The organism is Streptomyces sp. NPDC058045 (assembly GCF_042885635.1).
In the GTDB taxonomy this organism is placed as follows: Bacteria; Actinomycetota; Actinomycetes; order Streptomycetales; family Streptomycetaceae; genus Streptomyces.
This window is the reverse complement of sequence record NZ_JBHVRR010000022.1, coordinates 78166-96072: the sequence shown is the minus strand read 5'-3', so window position 1 is coordinate 96072 and position 17907 is coordinate 78166. Positions and strand designations below refer to the sequence as shown.

General features: G+C 71.9%; 17 protein-coding genes and 3 pseudogenes. 17 read left to right on the top strand and 3 right to left on the bottom strand.

The features are described 5' to 3' along the window. Window positions 1-57: 57 nt before the first annotated feature. Complete coding sequence (locus ACFVST_RS16110; protein WP_390151399.1) at window positions 58-726, bottom strand: potassium channel family protein; 669 nt, start codon at window positions 724-726, stop codon at window positions 58-60. After that, window positions 726-1394 carry a potassium channel family protein gene (locus tag ACFVST_RS16105; protein ID WP_390151396.1) on the bottom strand — a complete coding sequence of 223 codons (669 nt, stop codon included), beginning with the start codon at window positions 1392-1394 and terminating at the stop codon, window positions 726-728. Before ACFVST_RS16105 ends, ACFVST_RS16110 begins: the two co-directional genes overlap by 1 nt. 192 nt (window positions 1395-1586) lie before the next feature. On the opposite strand from ACFVST_RS16105, the gene ACFVST_RS16100 reads away from it, so the two are divergent. The 12 genes and pseudogenes from ACFVST_RS16100 to cas2e all read left to right on the top strand — a co-directional run bounded on the left by ACFVST_RS16100 (window position 1587) and on the right by cas2e (window position 11085). Beyond that, the gene (locus ACFVST_RS16100; RefSeq protein ID WP_390151393.1) at window positions 1587-3665 is read left to right on the top strand and encodes an APC family permease; all 2079 of its coding nucleotides are present in this window, start codon (window positions 1587-1589) and stop codon (window positions 3663-3665) included. Between the two features lie 100 nt (window positions 3666-3765). Continuing rightward, window positions 3766-5151, top strand: a complete 1386-nt coding sequence (locus ACFVST_RS16095) for a class I SAM-dependent RNA methyltransferase (protein ID WP_390151390.1) — start codon at window positions 3766-3768, stop codon at window positions 5149-5151. A gap of 248 nt (window positions 5152-5399) precedes the next feature. Further along, window positions 5400-5594, top strand: coding sequence for a ribbon-helix-helix protein, CopG family (locus tag ACFVST_RS16090; protein ID WP_147995503.1), 195 nt, complete (start codon window positions 5400-5402; stop codon window positions 5592-5594). Further along, the gene (locus ACFVST_RS16085; RefSeq protein ID WP_390151387.1) at window positions 5591-5983 is read left to right on the top strand and encodes a type II toxin-antitoxin system death-on-curing family toxin; all 393 of its coding nucleotides are present in this window, start codon (window positions 5591-5593) and stop codon (window positions 5981-5983) included. Before ACFVST_RS16090 ends, ACFVST_RS16085 begins: the two co-directional genes overlap by 4 nt. 614 nt (window positions 5984-6597) lie before the next feature. Then, window positions 6598-6804 (top strand): annotated as a pseudogene (locus ACFVST_RS16080) (type I-E CRISPR-associated protein Cse1/CasA); the annotation flags it as partial. A gap of 56 nt (window positions 6805-6860) precedes the next feature. After that, window positions 6861-7085 carry a hypothetical protein gene (locus ACFVST_RS16075; protein ID WP_390151384.1) on the top strand — a complete coding sequence of 75 codons (225 nt, stop codon included), beginning with the start codon at window positions 6861-6863 and terminating at the stop codon, window positions 7083-7085. A 333-nt stretch (window positions 7086-7418) separates the two neighbouring features. Then, window positions 7419-7661, top strand: coding sequence for a type I-E CRISPR-associated protein Cse2/CasB (locus tag ACFVST_RS16070; protein WP_390151381.1), 243 nt, complete (start codon window positions 7419-7421; stop codon window positions 7659-7661). Further along, the gene (locus ACFVST_RS16065; RefSeq protein ID WP_390151378.1) at window positions 7658-8044 is read left to right on the top strand and encodes a type I-E CRISPR-associated protein Cas7/Cse4/CasC; all 387 of its coding nucleotides are present in this window, start codon (window positions 7658-7660) and stop codon (window positions 8042-8044) included. The genes ACFVST_RS16070 and ACFVST_RS16065 overlap by 4 nt, the downstream gene beginning before the upstream one ends. Beyond that, complete coding sequence (cas5e, locus tag ACFVST_RS16060; RefSeq protein WP_390151375.1) at window positions 7987-9042, top strand: type I-E CRISPR-associated protein Cas5/CasD; 1056 nt, start codon at window positions 7987-7989, stop codon at window positions 9040-9042. Before ACFVST_RS16065 ends, cas5e begins: the two co-directional genes overlap by 58 nt. 2 nt (window positions 9043-9044) lie before the next feature. Beyond that, window positions 9045-9758, top strand: a pseudogene (gene cas6e, locus ACFVST_RS16055) (type I-E CRISPR-associated protein Cas6/Cse3/CasE). A 3-nt stretch (window positions 9759-9761) separates the two neighbouring features. Beyond that, window positions 9762-10738 (top strand): annotated as a pseudogene (gene cas1e, locus ACFVST_RS16050) (type I-E CRISPR-associated endonuclease Cas1e). After that, on the top strand, window positions 10735-11085 hold the full coding sequence (cas2e, locus tag ACFVST_RS16045) for a type I-E CRISPR-associated endoribonuclease Cas2e (protein WP_390151373.1): 351 nt from the start codon (window positions 10735-10737) through the stop codon (window positions 11083-11085). Before cas1e ends, cas2e begins: the two are co-directional and overlap by 4 nt. Before the next feature lie 198 nt (window positions 11086-11283). Here the strand turns inward: cas2e and ACFVST_RS16040 are convergent, their stop codons facing one another. Next, window positions 11284-12180: a LysR substrate-binding domain-containing protein gene (locus tag ACFVST_RS16040; RefSeq protein ID WP_390151410.1), complete on the bottom strand. Its 897-nt coding sequence runs from the start codon at window positions 12178-12180 to the stop codon at window positions 11284-11286. Window positions 12181-12332: 152 nt separating this feature from the next. On the opposite strand from ACFVST_RS16040, the gene ACFVST_RS16035 reads away from it, so the two are divergent. The 5 genes from ACFVST_RS16035 to ACFVST_RS16015 all read left to right on the top strand — a co-directional run bounded on the left by ACFVST_RS16035 (window position 12333) and on the right by ACFVST_RS16015 (window position 17755). Next, window positions 12333-13406, top strand: a complete 1074-nt coding sequence (locus ACFVST_RS16035) for a diaminopropionate ammonia-lyase (protein ID WP_390151370.1) — start codon at window positions 12333-12335, stop codon at window positions 13404-13406. Next, window positions 13400-14023 carry a LysE family translocator gene (locus ACFVST_RS16030; protein WP_390151368.1) on the top strand — a complete coding sequence of 208 codons (624 nt, stop codon included), beginning with the start codon at window positions 13400-13402 and terminating at the stop codon, window positions 14021-14023. The genes ACFVST_RS16035 and ACFVST_RS16030 overlap by 7 nt, the downstream gene beginning before the upstream one ends. A 68-nt stretch (window positions 14024-14091) precedes the next feature. After that, window positions 14092-15276, top strand: coding sequence for an ArgE/DapE family deacylase (locus ACFVST_RS16025; protein WP_390151365.1), 1185 nt, complete (start codon window positions 14092-14094; stop codon window positions 15274-15276). 125 nt (window positions 15277-15401) lie between these two features. Continuing rightward, window positions 15402-16004 (top strand): DUF1772 domain-containing protein, encoded by a 603-nt coding sequence (locus tag ACFVST_RS16020; RefSeq protein ID WP_390151363.1) that lies wholly within the window; start codon window positions 15402-15404, stop codon window positions 16002-16004. A gap of 110 nt (window positions 16005-16114) precedes the next feature. After that, window positions 16115-17755, top strand: coding sequence for a PucR family transcriptional regulator (locus ACFVST_RS16015; protein WP_390151360.1), 1641 nt, complete (start codon window positions 16115-16117; stop codon window positions 17753-17755). Window positions 17756-17907 lie beyond the last annotated feature (152 nt).

Below are 17907 nucleotides of genomic sequence, written 5' to 3'. Positions count from 1 at the left end.
GCCTCACCCACCACCCGGGGGGGGGGGGGGGGTTTTTCCCCCCCCCCCCCGCGGCCCCTAGTCGGGTCGGCGTACCGACAGCAGTTCCTCCAACTGCTCCTCGCGGGCCTGGGCGGCCACGAAGAGGAGCTCGTCGCCGGCCTCCAGCGAGTCCTCGGGCGAGGGTGTCAGCACCCGCGTCCCCCGGATGATGGTGACCAGCGAGGTGTCCTCCGGCCAGCGCACCGAACCGACCTGGGTGCCCGCCAGCGCGGACTCCGGCGGCAGGGTCAGCTCGACCAGGTTGGCGTCGCCGTGGCTGAAGCGCAGCAGCCGCACCAGATCGCCGACGCTCACCGCCTCCTCCACCAGCGCCGACATCAGCCGCGGGGTGGACACCGCGACATCGACGCCCCAGGACTCGTTGAACAGCCACTCGTTCTTGGGGTTGTTGACCCGCGCGACGACCCTCGGCACCCCGTACTCGGTCTTCGCCAGCAGCGAGACCACGAGATTGACCTTGTCGTCGCCGGTCGCGGCGATCACCACGTTGCAGCGCTGCAGCGCCGCCTCGTCGAGCGAGGTGATCTCGCAGGCGTCCGCGAGCAGCCACTCGGCCTGCGGCACCCGCTCCACCGAGATCGCCGTCGGCGCCTTGTCGACCAGCAGCACCTCATGGCCGTTCTCCAGCAGTTCTCCGGCGATGGAACGACCCACCGCGCCGGCTCCGGCAATGGCGACCCTCATCAGTGACCGCCCTCCTCGGGGCCCTCGGCGAACGCCGCCTCGACCTTGTCGACGTCGTCGGTGCGCATCATCACATGGACCAGATCGCCCTCCTGCAACACGGTCTGCGAGGACGGCAGGATCGCCTCCCCGAGCCGGGTGAGGAACGCGACCCGCACCCCCGTCTCCTCCTGGAGCCGGCTGATCCGGTGCCCCACCCACGACGGTGAGGTGTGCACCTCGGCCAACTGCACCCCGCCGGTCGGATCCCGCCACAGCGGCTCCGCCCCGGAGGGCAGCAGCCGCCGCAGCATCTGGTCCGCGGTCCAGCGCACCGTGGCCACCGTCGGAATCCCCAGCCGCTGGTAGACCTCCGCCCGCCGCGGGTCGTAGATACGGGCCGCGACATGCTCGATGCCGAACATCTCCCGGGCCACCCGGGCCGCGATGATGTTGGAGTTGTCGCCGCTGGAGACCGCCGCGAAAGCGCCCGCGTCCTCGATCCCGGCCTCCCGCAGGGTGTCCTGGTCGAAGCCGACACCGGTCACCCGCCGCCCGCCGAAGCCGGAGCCGAGCCGGCGGAACGCCGTCGGGTCCTGGTCGACCACGGCGACCGTGTGCCCCTGCTGCTCAAGGTTCTGCGCCAGGGCGGAGCCCACTCTGCCGCAGCCCATGATCACGATGTGCACCTGGCTCTACCCCGCAGTCCTGGTCATATAGCTGACCTGCGAAAACACCCTGCTCACTCTTCTCTCTCCGTCTGCCGGGCACCAACGAGGCAACCACGTGCGGTGTTGCCGGGAGACGAGCTTATGCCGCCCGCGAAGCCGATGGGGCCGGTGGGTGGGCAGCCCCGTGTGCCACCCCTTACGATCCACTGCGTGTCCAAACTGACCGACGTGCCCAAACGCATTCTCATCGGGCGCGCACTTCGCAGCGACAGGCTGGGAGAGACCCTCCTCCCCAAACGGATCGCTCTCCCCGTTTTCGCGTCCGACGCCCTGTCCTCGGTCGCCTACGCGCCCGGCGAGGTCCTGCTCGTCCTCTCCGTCGCGGGCATGTCGGCCTACCACTTCAGCCCGTGGATCGCCCTGGCCGTCGTCGTCGTGATGTTCACCGTCGTCGCGTCGTACCGGCAGAACGTGCACGCCTACCCGAGCGGCGGCGGCGACTACGAGGTCGCCACCACCAACCTCGGCCCCCGGGCCGGGCTGACGGTCGCCAGCGCACTGCTCGTGGACTACGTCCTCACCGTCGCCGTCTCCATCACCTCCGGCATCGAGAACCTGGGCTCGGCGATCCCGTTCGTGGTCGAGCACAAGGTGCTCTGCGCGGTCGGCGTGATCCTGCTGCTGACGCTGATGAACCTGCGCGGCGTCAAGGAATCCGGATCGCTCTTCGCGATTCCCACGTATGTGTTCGTGGTGGGCGTCTTCATCATGATCGCCTGGGGTGCCTTCCGCGCCCTGGCGCTCGGCGACACCATGCGGGCACCCACCGCCGGCTTCCACATCCGGGCCGAACACCAGGGCCTCGCCGGCTTCGCCCTGGTCTTCCTGCTGCTGCGCGCCTTCTCCTCCGGCTGTGCCGCGCTCACCGGCGTCGAGGCCGTCTCCAACGGCGTCCCGGCCTTTCGCAGGCCCAAGTCCAAGAACGCGGCGACCACGCTGGCGATGATGGGCGCCCTCGCCATCACCATGCTCGTCGGCATCATCGCCCTCGCCCTGGCCACCAAGGTCCGGATGGCCGAGAACCCGGGGCACAACCTGCTGCGCGGCGGCGCCCCCGTCGGCGCCGACTATGTGCAGGACCCGGTGATCACCCAGGTCGCCGGGGCCGTCTTCGGCAACGGCAGCTTCCTGTTCGTGGTGCTCGCCGCGGCCACCGCCCTGGTGCTGTTCCTCGCCGCGAACACGGCGTACAACGGCTTCCCGGTGCTCGGCTCGATCCTCGCCCAGGACCGCTATCTGCCCCGCCAACTGCACACCCGCGGCGACCGCTTGGCCTTCTCCAACGGCATCGTGCTGCTCGCCGGCGCCGCCGCACTGCTGGTCGTCGTCTACGGCGCCGACTCGACCCGGCTGATCCAGCTCTACATCGTCGGCGTCTTCGTGTCGTTCACGCTCAGCCAGACCGGCATGGTCCGCCACTGGAACCGCCACCTCCGCACCGAGCGGGTCGCCGACAACCGCCGCCATATGATCCGCTCCCGCGCGATCAACGCCTTCGGCGCCTGCCTGACCGGCCTCGTCCTGGTGGTCGTCCTGGTCACCAAGTTCACCCACGGCGCCTGGGTCGCCCTGCTTGGCATGTGCATCTTCTTCGCCACCATGACCGCGATCCGCGGCCACTACGACCGGGTGTCCGAGGAGATCGCCGCCCCCGACGCCCCCGGCGAGGACACCCAGCGGCCGTCCCGGGTGCACTCCATCGTCCTGGTCTCCAAGATCCACCGGCCCACGCTGCGCGCCCTGGCCTACGCGCGGCTGATGCGCTCCGACAGCCTCGAAGCCCTCAGCGTCAACGTCGACCCCGCCGAGACCAAGGCCCTCAAGGCCGAATGGGACCGCCGCGGCATCGACGTCCCGCTGAAGGTCCTCGACTCGCCCTACCGCGAGATCACCCGCCCCATCATCGACTACGTCAAGAACCTCCGCCGCGAATCCCCCCGCGACGCGGTCAGCGTGATCATCCCCGAGTACGTGGTCGGCCACTGGTACGAGCATCTGCTGCACAACCAGAGCGCACTCCGCCTCAAGGGCCGGCTGCTCTTCACCCCCGGGATCATGGTCACCTCGGTGCCCTACCAACTGGAGTCGTCCGAAGTCGCCAGGAAGCGCGCCCGCCGCCGCCAGAACTGGAGCGCCCCCGGCGCCGTACGCCGTGGCCCGGTCGAGAAGCGGTCGGCGACCGAGAAGCGCCCGCCCGGGGGGTCCGGCGGGTCCCGCGGCAAGGGCTGAGCGCCCGTACCGCTCCGCCGCGTGGTCAGCGGGCGGGCCCGGCCCCCCTAGACTGGACGGCTGATCCCGCCCGCCCCGCAGAACCTTGGAGCACCCCGCCATGCAGGCACAGCAGAAGCAGACACCGGCGGGGAAGCAGCCCGAGGAGAGCACCGGGAAGCGCTCCCTGGCGGGCGAGGAGTACGAGGTTGAGATCGGCCCCGTCGCCCACGGCGGCCACTGCGTCGCCCGCACCGACGCCGGGCAGGTCCTCTTCGTCCGGCACGCGCTGCCCGGCGAGCGCGTCGTGGCCCGCGTCACCGAAGGCGAGGAGGGCGCCCGCTTCCTGCGCGCCGACGCCGTCCGCGTCCTCGACCCGTCCAAGGACCGGATCGAGGCCCCCTGCCCCTACGCCGGGCCCGGCCGCTGCGGCGGCTGCGACTGGCAGCACGCCAAGCCCGGCGCCCAACGCCGCCTCAAGGGCGAGGTCATCACCGAACAACTCCACCGCCTCGCCGGCCTCACCCCCGAACAGGCCGGCTGGGACGGCACCGTGATGCCCGCCGAAGGCGACAAACTCCCCGCCGGCCAGGTCCCCGCCTGGCGCACCCGCGTCCAGTACGCCGTCGACGCCGAGGGCCGCGCCGGACTGCGCCGCCACCGCTCCCACGAGGTGGAGCCCGTCGACCACTGCCTGATCGCCGCCGAAGGCGTCACCGAACTCGGCGTCGAACGGCGCGACTGGACCGGAATGGAGTCCGTCGACGCCATCGCCGCCACCGGCTCCCAGGACCGCCAGGTCGTCCTGACCCCCCGCCCCGGCGCCCGGCTCCCGCTGGTCGAACTCGACCGCCCGGTGTCCGTCCTCCGCGTCGAGGAGGACCGCGGCCGCTCCGGCACCCGCGGAGTGCACCGCGTCCACGGCCGCCCCTTCGTCCGCGAACGCGCCGACGGCCGCACCTACCGCGTCTCCGGCGGCGGCTTCTGGCAGGTCCACCCCAAGGCCGCGGACACCCTGGTCACCGCCGTCATGCAAGGCCTCCTGCCCCGCAAGGGCGATATGGCCCTCGACCTGTACTGCGGCGCGGGCCTCTTCGCCGGCGCCCTCGCCGACCGCGTCGGCGACTCGGGCGCCGTCCTCGGCATCGAATCCGCCAAGCGCGCCGTCGAGGATGCCCGCCACAACCTCGCCCACTTCGACCGGGTCCGCATCGAACAAGGCAAGGTCGAATCGGTCCTGCCCCGCACCGGCATCGACCGGGTCGACCTCGTCGTCCTCGACCCACCCCGCGCCGGCGCCGGCCGCACCACCGTCCAGCACCTCACCACCCTCCACCCCCGCCGCATCGCCTACGTAGCCTGCGACCCCGCCGCCCTAGCCCGAGACCTCGCTTACTTCCACACCAACGGCTACCAACCCCGAACCTTGCGCGCCTTCGACCTGTTTCCTATGACGCACCATGTGGAGTGTGTCGCGATCCTTGAGCCTGCCGAGAAGGGCGTCTGAACTGCTGTTTTGTATGCCAGGTGGTCAGTTCGACTTGTTTTCGCTCGCGGAATGTGCCAGTTGAGGTTCGCTTCTGCGGAACGGAGAGTCTTGACGCTCGGATGACGCTCGAATATCGGAAGTCTCAACCTCTATCGGAAGTCTCAACCTCGCGGACCCCGACCGGGCAAGGGGCGGTGCCGTGGCCCGAGGTCTTGAGTGGCTGGTATCACCTCGCCATCTAGATACCAGTCCGGTATCATCGCTGTATGGCGATGACACTCCGACTCCCCGACGACCTTGACGCGAAGCTCACCGAGCGTGCTCGTCGGGAACGCCGCAGCAAGCAGGAACTGGCCATTGAGGCCATCCGCGACGCCCAGAATCGGGCCGAGCTGAAGGTTGATGACGTCCTGGCCGAGCTCATGGACAGCGATGCGGAAATCCTGGACTACCTGAAGTGACCGGAGTGCGCTACATCCAGATCGACGAGATCCTGACCATCGCCCGCACGGTCAACGGTACCGAGCACAGCGTGCGTGACATGGGACTTCTGGTGTCAGCGATCGAACGGCCCCGGACCAACGTGTTCGGGGCCGAGCTGTATCCCACGCTGCACGAGAAGGCGGCGGCACTACTGCACTCCGTTGCCCGCAATCACGCGCTGATCGACGGCAACAAGCGCACTGCTTGGCTCGCCATGCGCGTCTTCCTGCGGCTCAACGGCGTCAGAGCCGGTACCGTCCCGCCGTCCGTCTCCATTGCCGGTCCGTTCGTCGAGGAAGTCGCGCAGGACAGCATCGATGTACCGGCCATTGCCAAGCGCCTGGCGGCCTGGTTCCCCGTTTCCTGACGTTCGGCGTCGTAAGGGCCGGGACGGAATGAGGTTCCGTGAGCGGGGCCGGCTCCTGGCAGTACGCCGGGCGGACTGATCCCGTTCTTGTGGGACCCGTTCGTTCGGCGGGTTGATTCGTTGCTTTCGCTAGACGGGGCAGCGAGTCCGCTCGGCGCGGAAATGACATCCCGAGAGCGCCTTCCCGTGTGGGTGGCAAGCAAGGTCCACATCGGCTGCGGCGGTCTCTTCCCACCCAACATCTGCCCCTGTTTTCCCAGCGGTCACGGAACGCGCTGTCCGTGCCCCTCGCGCCCCCCCCGTGCGCACTGAGCCGGTCCTTTCGCCCCCAACAAGCTGTGTCTGCGGTGATCCACCGTCCGCGTCCACAGCTCGGAGGGGGACAAGATGCCGGAGCAGTGGCTACGGGCTCTCATGGCGAACTTTGGATCCGAGTGCAAGGAGCGTCTGCGGGTCAGCGACACGGAGGCGTCCATCAGCCTGCCGGTGGCGAAGCTGGTGGAGACATTCGGGGCGCGCTGGAAGCTGAGTCCTCGCCTTCATCCTGAGTATCCCTTGCCCGAGGCCCGGGTGCGTCCGGACTACGCACACAGGGCCAGGACGGTGCCGAGTGTCTGCAGCCCGGGATCGCGGAGTGGATCGCCCGGCTGACCTCCGAGGACCTCCTCCCACGCGGCTACCTGATCCGCACCCGCACCATCGGCGCCCGCTACGGCACCCAGCAGTCGGTCATCGATGAGGTGGTGGACGACGGGGTCCTGATGCCCGTGGTGCTGCTCCACCGCGAGGACCGGCGGTACGGAGAGAAGGCCGTGGACGCCCTGCACGACGCGGAGAAGGCCGTCGCCATGCCCGCCGATCTCGCCGCCGATCTCGCGTGGCATCCGGGGTCGCTGCCGAACCGCACCGGGACGCCGCCCGCGACCTGGGATTCGGCACCCTCGACACCCCGTACCGCCGATGGCTGCGCGGCTTCGGCGCCTTCCCGGCCCCGGAGAAGCACCGCGATCGACGGAAGCGGGAGGTGCACCGCGTCGTCGGCGACCTGGGGGCCGACCTGCTGGACGGCACCGGACTGGCCGCTTGGGAGGGCGCGTGGTGAAGACGCCTGGCAGACCGCGGTGGCTGAACGGCGCCGCAGCCGAACTTCGCTTCAGAAAACGCCTCGCCGGACTCCTCGCCACCGACCTGAGACGGCCCTCCCGATCCGCCGCCTCCCGCCCGACCTGTTCCCGTGGAGTCACCGATATGACCGCCAGCCCTCCCGGCCCCGCAATGCCCGGTACCAGGCCCCCCTCGGCCCGGTCGGTACCGCCGTCCATCAGCGCATCACCGCGCTGCAACGCGGCTAGCTGGACGACCGTAGTGATGCCGGGCCAGCCCTGGCCCGGCTGCGACGCGGCATCGGCCGCCCGGCCGGTGAGACCCCCGACCTGTGGGGCTCTTCGGCCTGCGCCGCGAAGCCGTGCCACTCGACTACGGGCTGCTGGCCGAGCAGCTTCACACCTGGCAGCGCCCCGGCGGCCCTCAGTCCGTGCGCTGCTCCTGGGGCCGTTCCTACCTCGCCCGCCGGCCCGCCTCCGGCGACAGCCCGGCGGAGGCTTCCCCAGACAAGCCGGGCGGCGGCGACAGCCGGCAGGACCCCGACCCGACCACCCCGGAGGACGACACCCCGTGAGCCGCACCATCATCGATGTGCACGTACTGCAGACCGTGCCGCCGAGCAACCTCAACCGCGACGACACCGGGACTCCGAAGACCGCGCTCTACGGGAGTCCGCCGCGCCCGCGTCTCCAGCCGGGCATGGAAGAAGGCGACCCGGCGAGCCTTCCAGGACCTCCTCGACCCGCGGAACTGGGCGTCCGCACACGCCGGGTGGCCGAGATGCTGGCCGAGCGGATCACCGCTGTGAACGCCTCGCTGGACGGTGAAGCGGCCCTGGAACTGGCCGCGGAAACGGTCTCCACCGCGACGGGTTCCAAGATCGAGGCCCCCGCCGGAAGGTGGAGAGCGCGAAGAAGAAGGGCGAGCCGGAGCCGCCGCCGGAGTCCTCGTACCTGATGTTCCTCAGCTCGCGTCAGCTCGACGGCCTGGCCCGCCTCGCGGTGGAGGGAGCCGACGACATCACGGCGTATCTGAAGATCAAGGAGAACAAGAACAAGGCCCGCGAGATCGCCGACACCCGGCACTCGGTGGACATCGCGCTGTTCGGACGGATGGTGGCCGACTCCGCCGACTTCAACGTCGACGCCGCGGCCCAGGTCGCACACGCCATCAGCGTCCACCAGGTCGAGAACGAGTCCGACTACTTCACCGCGGTGGACGACCAGAACGAGAAGGCGGAGGAGTCCGGCGCCGGAATGATCGGCACCGTCGACTTCAACTCGGCGACGCTCTACCGCTTCGCACGGCGTACGACCGAGCGCGCACCCACCAAGAGCGGCGTCATCGGACTGCTCGCCGCGGCCCAGGGCCGCGACCGCACTGCGGACATCTCCGACCTCGCCGCGCTCACTTTCGCCGTCCGGCTCGATCAACCGGGCACCCGGGTACGGGACTTCCACACCGCGGCGCACGCCGACACCGGCAAGTCCATGCCGGTCTCCCACCGCTTCTACCTCTCCGACGCGGTTTTCGTCGCCGCCGTCGAAGGCGACGAGGACCTGATCGGCGCACTGCACACGGCGGTTCGGGCCCCGACGTTCCTGCCGTTCCTCGGCCGCCGCTCCTGCCCGCCGTCCCGTCCGATCGACCTGGGTGTCCATCACGGCGGCCTGTGGCGGGCTCTGGGGGCCGAGCCCTGGCAGGCGTCCGCCTGGTTCCAACGCCGCCGAGCCCGCGAGCGGCGCATCGAACTCGAAGTGGTCGCCGGCCTCGCGCCCGGTGCCGGCCCCGGCGATCCGATACGGGACCAGCCGCTCAGCTTTGACCGGCGCCATCGCCGGTACGGACTGCGCGAGGTCTACTCGGGCGCCGTCACCGTCACCAATCCGCTGAGCACATCCCGCCGGACTTTCCAACCGCCGAAGCACGAACCGATGGGGATCCTGGAAGACTGACCATGTTCCTGACCCGATTCCGCCTCAACACCGCGCGTATGGGCGCCCGTCGGCTGCTCACCTCACCGCAGAGCCTGCACGCGGCAGTCATGGCCTCCTTCGCGGAGAAGCCCGACCACCAGGGCGGTGGCCCCCGAGTGCTGTGGCGTCTGGACCAGCAGTCCCGCAGCGAGGTGCTGCTCTACATCGTCAGCCGCGCCCGGCCCGATCTCACCCACCTCGTGGAGCAGGCGGGCTGGCCGACGACCGGCGGTTGGCAGACAAAACCGTACGGGCCCTTCCTCACCCGGCTCGCGGCCGGCGACACCTGGGCTTTCCGCCTCACCGCGAACCCGGTCCACAGCATCCGGCGGCACGACGCCGAGCCGACCAAGTGCACCGCGCACGTCACCCCGCGCCATCAGGTGGACTGGCTGCTCAAAAGGCAGACCCACGCCGGTTTCGAGATCGTGGAGAAGGCAGAGCGCCGGCCCGACAGTCCGGACGGCCTCGACCGGGCCTGACACGAGGTCGTCGTCCACAATCGCAGCGACCTGGTCTTCCGCAAGCGGAACGAGTCGGACACCCGCGCGCACAAGGTGACACTGTCCCGCGTCACCTTCGACGGACGGCTGCGCGTCCTCGACCCCGACGCATTCCGCCACACTCTCACCTCCGGTCTGGGCAAGGCCAAGGCGTACGGCTGCGGGCTGATTACCCTGGCCCCCGCGGAGTAGCCGATGACCACCATCAGCGGGCGTCCCGCCTCAAGTCCGCGACAGCTCAGCCGGGTCGGCGACCGCCTGTCGTTCGTCTACCTCGAACGCTGTGTGGTGCACCGCAACTCCAACGCCCTCACCGCCGAGGACACGGAGGGAGTCCACCACATCCCGTCGGCGACCATCGGCACGCTGCTCCTCGGCCCGGGCACGCGGATCACCCACCAGGCCATGGCCGTTCTCGGCGAGAACGGCATCCGCTGCTACGCCGGCGGCCGGGCGCTGAGCCGCTTCTCCGCCCTGGTGGAGGCCCAGGCCGTGGCCTGGGCGAACCAGCGATCCCGGCTCGATGTCGCCCGAGCCATGTACTGGCTTCGCTTCCCCGACGAGGATCCGGCCGGGTGCATCCGCCGCCAACTCCTCGGCCGCGAGGGCGATCGGGTCAAGCGCTGCTACGCGGAGAAGGCCGCCCGAACCGGCCTCCCCTGGCGCGGCCGCCGGTTCACCCCCGGCGACGCCCCGAACCAGGCGGTCACCGCTGCCGCGCAGTGCATGTACGGCATCGCTCAGACCGTGGTCGCGGCGCTCGGTTGCAGTCCCGGGCTCGGGTTCGTCCACTCCGGCCATGAACTGTCCTGTCCTTCGTCCTCGACGTTGCCGACTTCTACAAGACGGACATCGGCATTCCCGTCGCCTTCGAGACCGCCGCGGAGGGGCCGGAGGACATCGGCCCCCGTACGCGGCGAGCGCTGCGCGACCGCATCAACACCGCCGGGCTGCTCGGCCGGTGTGTACGCGACATCCAGAGACTGCTGGTGCCCGCGGGTGCGGATGCCGACCTGCCGGACGGGGGCGATCGCATCACCCTCCTGTCCGACCGCGGCGCGGAGGTCCCCGCCGGCCGCAACTACGGTGACCACAGAGGGAGTCAGGGAATCACCTCGACGCAGGACACCGGCGCACAGGACGCCCTCGCGCGGGACGGCGTCATCTGGTGACGGTCATCGTGCTCACCCACTGCCCGGTCGGCCTGCGCGGATTCCTCACCCGCTGGCTCCGGGAGATCTCCCTCGGCGTCTTCCTGGGCGACCCCTCCGCCCACGTCCGCGACACCCTGTGGGACGAGGTCCGCCAGTACGCCGGTAACGGCCGCGCGCTGCTCGCCTACTCCTCCGATTCGGAACAGGGCTACGACTTCCGCACCCACGACCACACTTGGCGCCCCGTCGACCGCGAAGGCCTTACCCTCATCTTCCGCCCCACCGACCGCCGCCCCTCCTCACCACCCCCTTCAGGCTGGAGCAAGGCGTCCCCACGCCACCGCTTCGCCAGCCGAGCACCGTAGCCGTGGGTACGGGCGGCGTCGGTACAGGGTGCGTGCTCCGGTGCCGGGGCAGCCCGCTTCTCCCATCCGCGCTGAATCAGGACTCACTACGTGACAGACGTCCAGCTCACCTAGCTGCTCCCCGCGCATGCGGGGGCTGAGCCCAGCCGAACCCCGCCCCGCCCCTGAACGCCCACCGCCCCCGCCGCATCAACGGGCTCAGGTCGGCGGGAGAGTGGCGGCTCGGGTGAGGGCTGTGCGGCAGGAGTGGATGGCTGGGTGGTGGGTGCGGCCGTGGCGGGTGGCGGTGGAGACTCGGCGGGTGCGGTGGCCGTGGGGGAGGGGGTGGAGGGGGACGGTCGGGGGGTGGCCGTTCCAGACGAGGTCGGGGAGGAAGGCGGCGGCGTGGTTCTGCTCGACCAGGCGCAGGTGGAGCAGGAGGTCGGTCGTCTCGAACCGTACGTCGGGTTCGAAGCCGGCCTTGCGGCAGAGGGTGGTGGCCCAGTGGCGTGCGGCGGTGCCTTCGGGTTCCATCACCCAGGGGTGGTCGGCCAGGGAGCGCAGGACCGTCAACGGGGGCTCGGTGCAAGGCAGTTCGAGGGTCGGCGGCAGGGCGAGGCGGAGGGCGTCGGTCAGGAGGTCCTGCTGTTGGAGTCCGGCGGGGCGCGGGTTGTGGCTGCCGGGGTACTCCTCGGCGAGGACCAGGTCGAAGTCGCGGGTCTGGAGGGCGGGGAGGGCCCGTTCCGGTTCCATCTGGGTGACGTGGACGCGCAGGTGGGGGTGCTGGTCGCGGAGCAGGCCGAGGGCGGTCGGGACCAGGGTGAGGGCGGCGGTCTGGAAGGAGGCGATGCGCAGGGTGCCGGTCAGGTCGGTGAGGGAGGAGGAGATCTCGGACTCGGCGCGTTCCAGGCGTTCCAGGACCGCTTCGGTGTGGGCGACGAGGATCTCGGCCTGCTCGGTGAGCCGTACCCGCCGTCCGACCCGTTCCAGTAGCGGGACGCCGACCTCTGCCTCCAGTTGGGAGAGCTGCTGGGAGACGGAGGAGGGGGCGTAGGACAGGGCGGTGGCGACGGCTGCGAGGGTGCCGCGGTGCTTGAGTTCGCGGAGCAGGCGTATGGGTACCGGTCGGAAACATTCGCTGGACCGATCGTAGCCGGGCGGCGGAGGCTGTATCCGTGCCCGAGAATCCCGAGAACGCTGAAGCCTCCTCCGTGAGTCCGCTGCCGTGGCTGGTGCGGCCTCATGCCCGTGCTTGGCGGTGTGAGCCGGTGTCCGCCGAGGCTCGGGAGTTCCATTCCTCGCTGGGCGGTCACGCCCCCACTCCGCTGACCGAACTCCCGTCGCTGGCAGTGGAGTCGGGCGTCGGGAGGGTGTTCGTCAAGGACGAGTCGTGCCGGTTGGGGCTGCCCGCGTTCAAGGCGCTGGGTGCGTCGTGGGCGGTGCACCGCATCCTGGCCGAGCGGGCCCCGCAACAAGGCCCGCTCACCCTCGTGACCGCCACCGACGGCAATCACGGGCGGGCGGTGGCCCGGATGGCGCGCAGGTTCGGGCAGCGTGCGCATGTCTTCGTACCGCAGGGTGTGCATCCGGGGGCGGTGGTGGCGATCGAGGGTGAGGGGGCGGAGGTCACCGTCGTCCCGGGGAGTTACGACGAGGCGGTGCGGCGGGCGGCGGGGGCGGCCGAGGGGCCGGACGCGGTGCTGGTGCAGGACACAGCCTGGCCGGGTTATGAGCGGATTCCGGGGTGGATCGTCGAGGGCTACGCCACGCTCTGTGCGGAGATCGACGAGCAGTTGGGGCGTGCGGGGGCGGGTGCGGGGCCCGATCTGGTCGTGGTGCCCGTGGGGGTGGGGTCGCTGGCGCAGGCAGTGGTGACCCACTACCGCAGCCGTCCGTCCGGGCACGCCCCGGCCGTGCTCTCGGTGGAGCCGACGTCTGCGGCCTGCGTACTGGAGAGCCTCGCGCGCGGCGAGCCCGTGACCGTCACCACCGGGGGTACCACCATGGCGGGGCTCAACTGCGGTACGCCGTCAGGCAGTTCGTGGCCTGTGCTGTATCGCGGTCTGGACGCCGCGGTCGCCGTCTCCGACGCGGACAGTGCCCGTGCCGCTCGTGATCTCGCCGCTCTCGGTGTCTCCTCGGGGCCCTGCGGGGCGGCACCGCTCGCCGGGCTGCGCGCGGCACTCAGCGGTACGGGCGCCGAACAGCGGCGTACGGCACTGGAGTTGGGTGGGGATTCGGTGGTGGTACTGCTGAGTACCGAGGGCGCCGAGGCCAACCCGTACTCCGTCCCGCCCACCGCCCCGGAGCCCATGGAGCGAGGAAGGGCGGGGGAGTGCTGACCCAACTCCTGGCCGCGGCCGGGGTGTTGGGGCTGCTGACCGTGGTGCCGGGGCCGGATCTGGCGGTGGTGACGCGGCGGGCGGTGCTGGCCGGGCCGGGGGACGCGCTGCGCACGGTGGGCGGGATCGGCACGGGGCTGCTGGTCTGGGGTGCGCTGACCGCGGCGGGGCTCGCGGCCGTACTCGCCGCCTCGCCCGCGGCGTATCTGGCGGTCAAGCTGCTGGGTGTCGGCTACCTGGCGTTCCTGGGGGCGCAGGCGCTGCGGCAGAACCGCCGTGCCGCACCCGAAGTCCCACCCGGCACCGGCACCGGCTCCGCAGGGGCGCGGCCCTGGCGGACGGGCCTGGTCGGCAATCTGCTCAACCCGAAGATCGCCGTCTGCTACACCGGGCTGCTGCCGGCCCTCGCGCCACCCGAACTGCCCGCCGCCTGGGCCATGTTGCTGCTCGTCCTCCTCCACACCACGCTCTCCCTGGTCTGGCTCGGCGGCTGTGTGCTTCTGCTGTCCAGGCTCGGGCCGGTCCTCCAACGGCCGCGGATACGCCGGGCGTCGGGGCGTATCACGGGTGTGGCACTGATCGGCGTCGGCCTGGCCGTCGCCACCACGACCGGCTGAACTCCCCTTCCCTGACGCACACTTCAGCCCGCCCCGCCTCCCGGGGCGGCCGAATCCCGGAGGTCCCGATGTGCCCCGACGACCCCTCGGCCCCGACCACCCCCGCCAACCCGGACCCGGACCCGGCGGACCTGCTGGCCCGGCTGGTCGCCGTCGACTCCGTCAACCCGGACCTGGTGCCCGGCGGGGCCGGTGAGACGGAGATCGCCGGTTTCTGCGGTGAGTGGCTGGCCGCCCGCGGCTTTGAAGTCCACCGCCTGGAGAAGCACCCCGGGCGGCCCTCGCTCGTGGCCGTCGCCCGCGGCACCGGCGGCGGCCGCTCCCTGATGCTCAACGGCCACCTCGACACCGTCAGCCTCGCCGGGTACGACGGCGACCCGCTCGAACCGCGGATCGAGGACGGGCGGATGTACGGCCGCGGCACCTTCGACATGAAGGGCGGGATCGCCGCCATGATGGTCGCGGCGGCCCGCGCGAGCGCCCGCGGCCCGCTGCGCGGCGACATCGTCCTCGCCTGCGTCGCCGACGAGGAGTACGGCAGTGCGGGCACCGCGGAGGTACTGGAGTCCTTCACCGCCGACGCGGCCGTCGTCACCGAGCCGAGCCACCTCCAAGTCACCCTGGCGCACAAGGGGTTCGCCTGGTTCGAGGTGGAGATCGAGGGGCGCGCCGCCCATGGCTCACGGCCCGATCTCGGCGTCGACGCCATCGCCAAGGCCGGGCACTTCCTGGTCGCCCTGGAGGAGTGGGGCCGGCGCCTGGCGCAGGTTCCTGGGCACCCGATGCTGGGCGCGGGCACCGTACACGCCTCCGTCATCCACGGCGGCGAGGAGCCCTCCACCTATCCGGCGCGCTGCCGCATCACCCTGGAACGCCGTACCGTCCCCGGCGAGAGCGCGGACAGCGTGGAGCGCGAACTGACCGGCATCCTCGGCCAACTCGCCGCGAACGTCCTGGACTTCGCTTACCGGCTGACCCGCGGCCTGCACCGCGAACCCTTCGCGGCCGACCCCGGCTCCCCGATCGTGCGCACCCTCACCCACCACGCCGAGCAGGCCCTCGGCCATCCGCCGGTGGTGCGCGCCGAGCCGTTCTGGACCGACTGCGCCCTCCTGGACCGGGCCGGTATCCCCTGCCTCCTCTTCGGAGCCGACGGCGAGGGCGCCCACGCGGCCACCGAGTACGTCGACCTCGCCTCCCTGGACCGCCTCACCGCGATCCTCACCGCCACCCTCACCGACTTCTGCGCCTGAGCCGGCTCCCTTGTGGTGGGGCCGACTGGCTTTACCGGCAAGGGAGTTGCCGGTGGCGGTCGCGGCGGTGAGGCTGTGGCGGATGACGCCGTCGCCGGGCACCGGCCGGGACCGACACGGAAGCCATGAGACAACTCCAGACCGCCGCACTGCTCGCCGCCACCCTCTGCACCGGGCTGATGGCCGGACTCTTCACTGCCTTCGCCTACTCCGTGATGCCGGGCCTCGGCCGCTCCTCCGACCGCACCCTGGTCGAGGCAATGCAGAACATCAACAAGGCCATCGTCAGCCCGCTCTTCATGGTCCTCTTCATGGGCGCGATCCCCCTGCTGGTACTGGTGGCCGTGCTCTCCTGGCGCGGCCAGGGCCGGGCGGCGCTGCCCTGGCTGATCGCGGCCCTCGCGCTCTACCTGGTCGCGTTCCTTGTCACCAGCGGGATCAATGTGCCGCTCAACGACCGGCTCGCCGCCGCCGGAGACCCCGACCGCATCGGCCAACTGGCCGCCGTCCGGGGCGACTTCGAGTCCAGATGGGTCACCTGGAACATCGTCCGCGCACTCCTGCACACCGCCGCCTTCCTGTGCCTGGCCTGGGCCCTCCTCGTGTACGGCGGCCAGCGCGCGACGGACTCGGCCGGGGGCGCTCCGGCCCGCCCGCAGGCCGCGACCGCGTTCCCGACCGCGTCCCCGGCCGGGCCGACCGGCTCACCCTCAGCGCCACCGAGGTGACCGTGCCGGTCGGCGGACTGCGGGTGCTGGGCGCCACCCACGGGGAGGCCCCCGCCCCGTGTTCTCTGTGCGCCCGGCCGCTGTCAGTGCCCGATGGCAGAGTGGGGGGCATGTCCTCCGACCTGTCCGGTGCCCCGTCCACCGCCGCCGGTACGCCCGCTGATACGCCCGGCGGTCCGCCCGGTCTGGGGCAGGTCCTCGGGGTGGCCGGGGTGGATGTGGTGGAGGTGGTGCGGGCGCCGCGGGGGCTGGGGGTGGCGGTGCGCGGGGTGGGGGTGCTCGACGAGGGGGAGACATGGGAGGCCCGGGGCTGGATCCTGGTCGCTGTCGGGGTGGACACCTCCGCACCGGGCGCCGCCGACGTACTGCGGGCGGCGGCGCGGTCGGGGGCGGCCGCGCTGGTGATGCGGCGGGGTGCGGAGGGCGTCGGGGAGCGGCTGCGGGCCGCCGCCGCCGAGTCGCCGACGGCGCTGCTGACGCGCGCCCCGTGGATCGACTGGGGCGAGCTGATCGGGCTGCTGCGGGCCGCGCTCACCCGCGGCGCCGCCCCGCCGGAGCGGGCCGCGGAGGTGGCGCTGGGTGATCTGCCGGGGCTGGCCATGGCGCTGGCCGCGCTGGTCGGCGGCGCCCTCACCATCGAGGACCCCGAGTCGAACGTACTGGCCTACTCGCCCACCGCGGACACCGCGGACCCGTTGCGGCGGCTGACGATCCTGGGGCGCCGGGTGCCCGAGTGGCGGGTGGCGGAGCTGGCCGAGAGCGGCTTTCTCGGCACGCTGTGGGCCAGCGGGGACGCGGTGCACCGGCCCGCGGACGGCCGGTTCCCGGAGCGGCTGGCCATCGCGGTGCGCGCCGGTGACGAGATCCTCGGTTCGCTGTGGGCGGCCGCCGACGGGGAGCCGCTGCCGCCGCGCGCCCGGGACGCGCTGCGGGAGGCGGCCGCCACCGCCGTCCCGCATCTGCTGCACCACCGGCTGCGGTCCAGGACCTCCGCCATCCGGCGCCGCCAGGCGGTGCGCGCCCTGCTGGAGGGGCCGGCGGAGGCGTCCGCGCAGGCCGCCGCGCTCGATGTCGAGCCGGGGGCGCCGTGTGTGGTGCTGGCGGTCGCCGCGGCCGAGCCGGCACCGGCGGCGGAGGCCCTGGAGCGCGCCCTGCATCTGGCGTCGCTGCGGGCCGCCGCCCACCACACCCCGGCCTTCGGCCACCGCGACGGGGACCGACTCGACGTCCTGCTGACCGATCCGGCACCCGGTGCCGCGGCCCGCTTCGGCCGCGAGCTGGCGACGGTCCTGCGGGGCGCCGGGGTACGGCCGCTGGTCGCCGTCGGGCCACCGGGCACCGACCTCACCGAGGCGGCCGCGTCCCGCGCGGGCGCCGCCCTGGTGCTGCGGGTCCTGCGGGAACGGGGGACGCCCGAGGTGGCCTCCGCGGAGGAGGTGCGGCCCGCGCTCGACGTACTGCGGGTGCTGGACGCGGTGGGCGGTCTGAGCCCGGCGGCGAGCGGCGCGGTGGGTGAACTCCTCGCGTACGAGGCGGAGTTCGGCACCGATCTGCCGCGTACGGTGGCCGCGCATCTGGTGTTCTTCGGGGACGCCTCGGCGACCGCGCGGCAGCTCGGCATCCATCCGAACACCCTGCGCTACCGGCTGCGCAGGGTGCGGGAGCTGTTCGGCCTGGAGCTGTCCGATCCGGATGTGCGGCTGCTGACGGAGCTGGGTCTGCGCCGCGCCGGGCTGATCCCGCTGCGCTGACCGCGGACCGCGCCCGCCTGGCCGCTCCCGCCTGCTCGCGCCCGTCGCTGTGCGGTCGCACCATGGAACGGGGGTCCGGCTGGTGGCCGTGCACCATGGCCGGCGGGGGAGTGGACCGCCGTTGTGCGGGCGCACAGCCGGTGCGCCCCGAC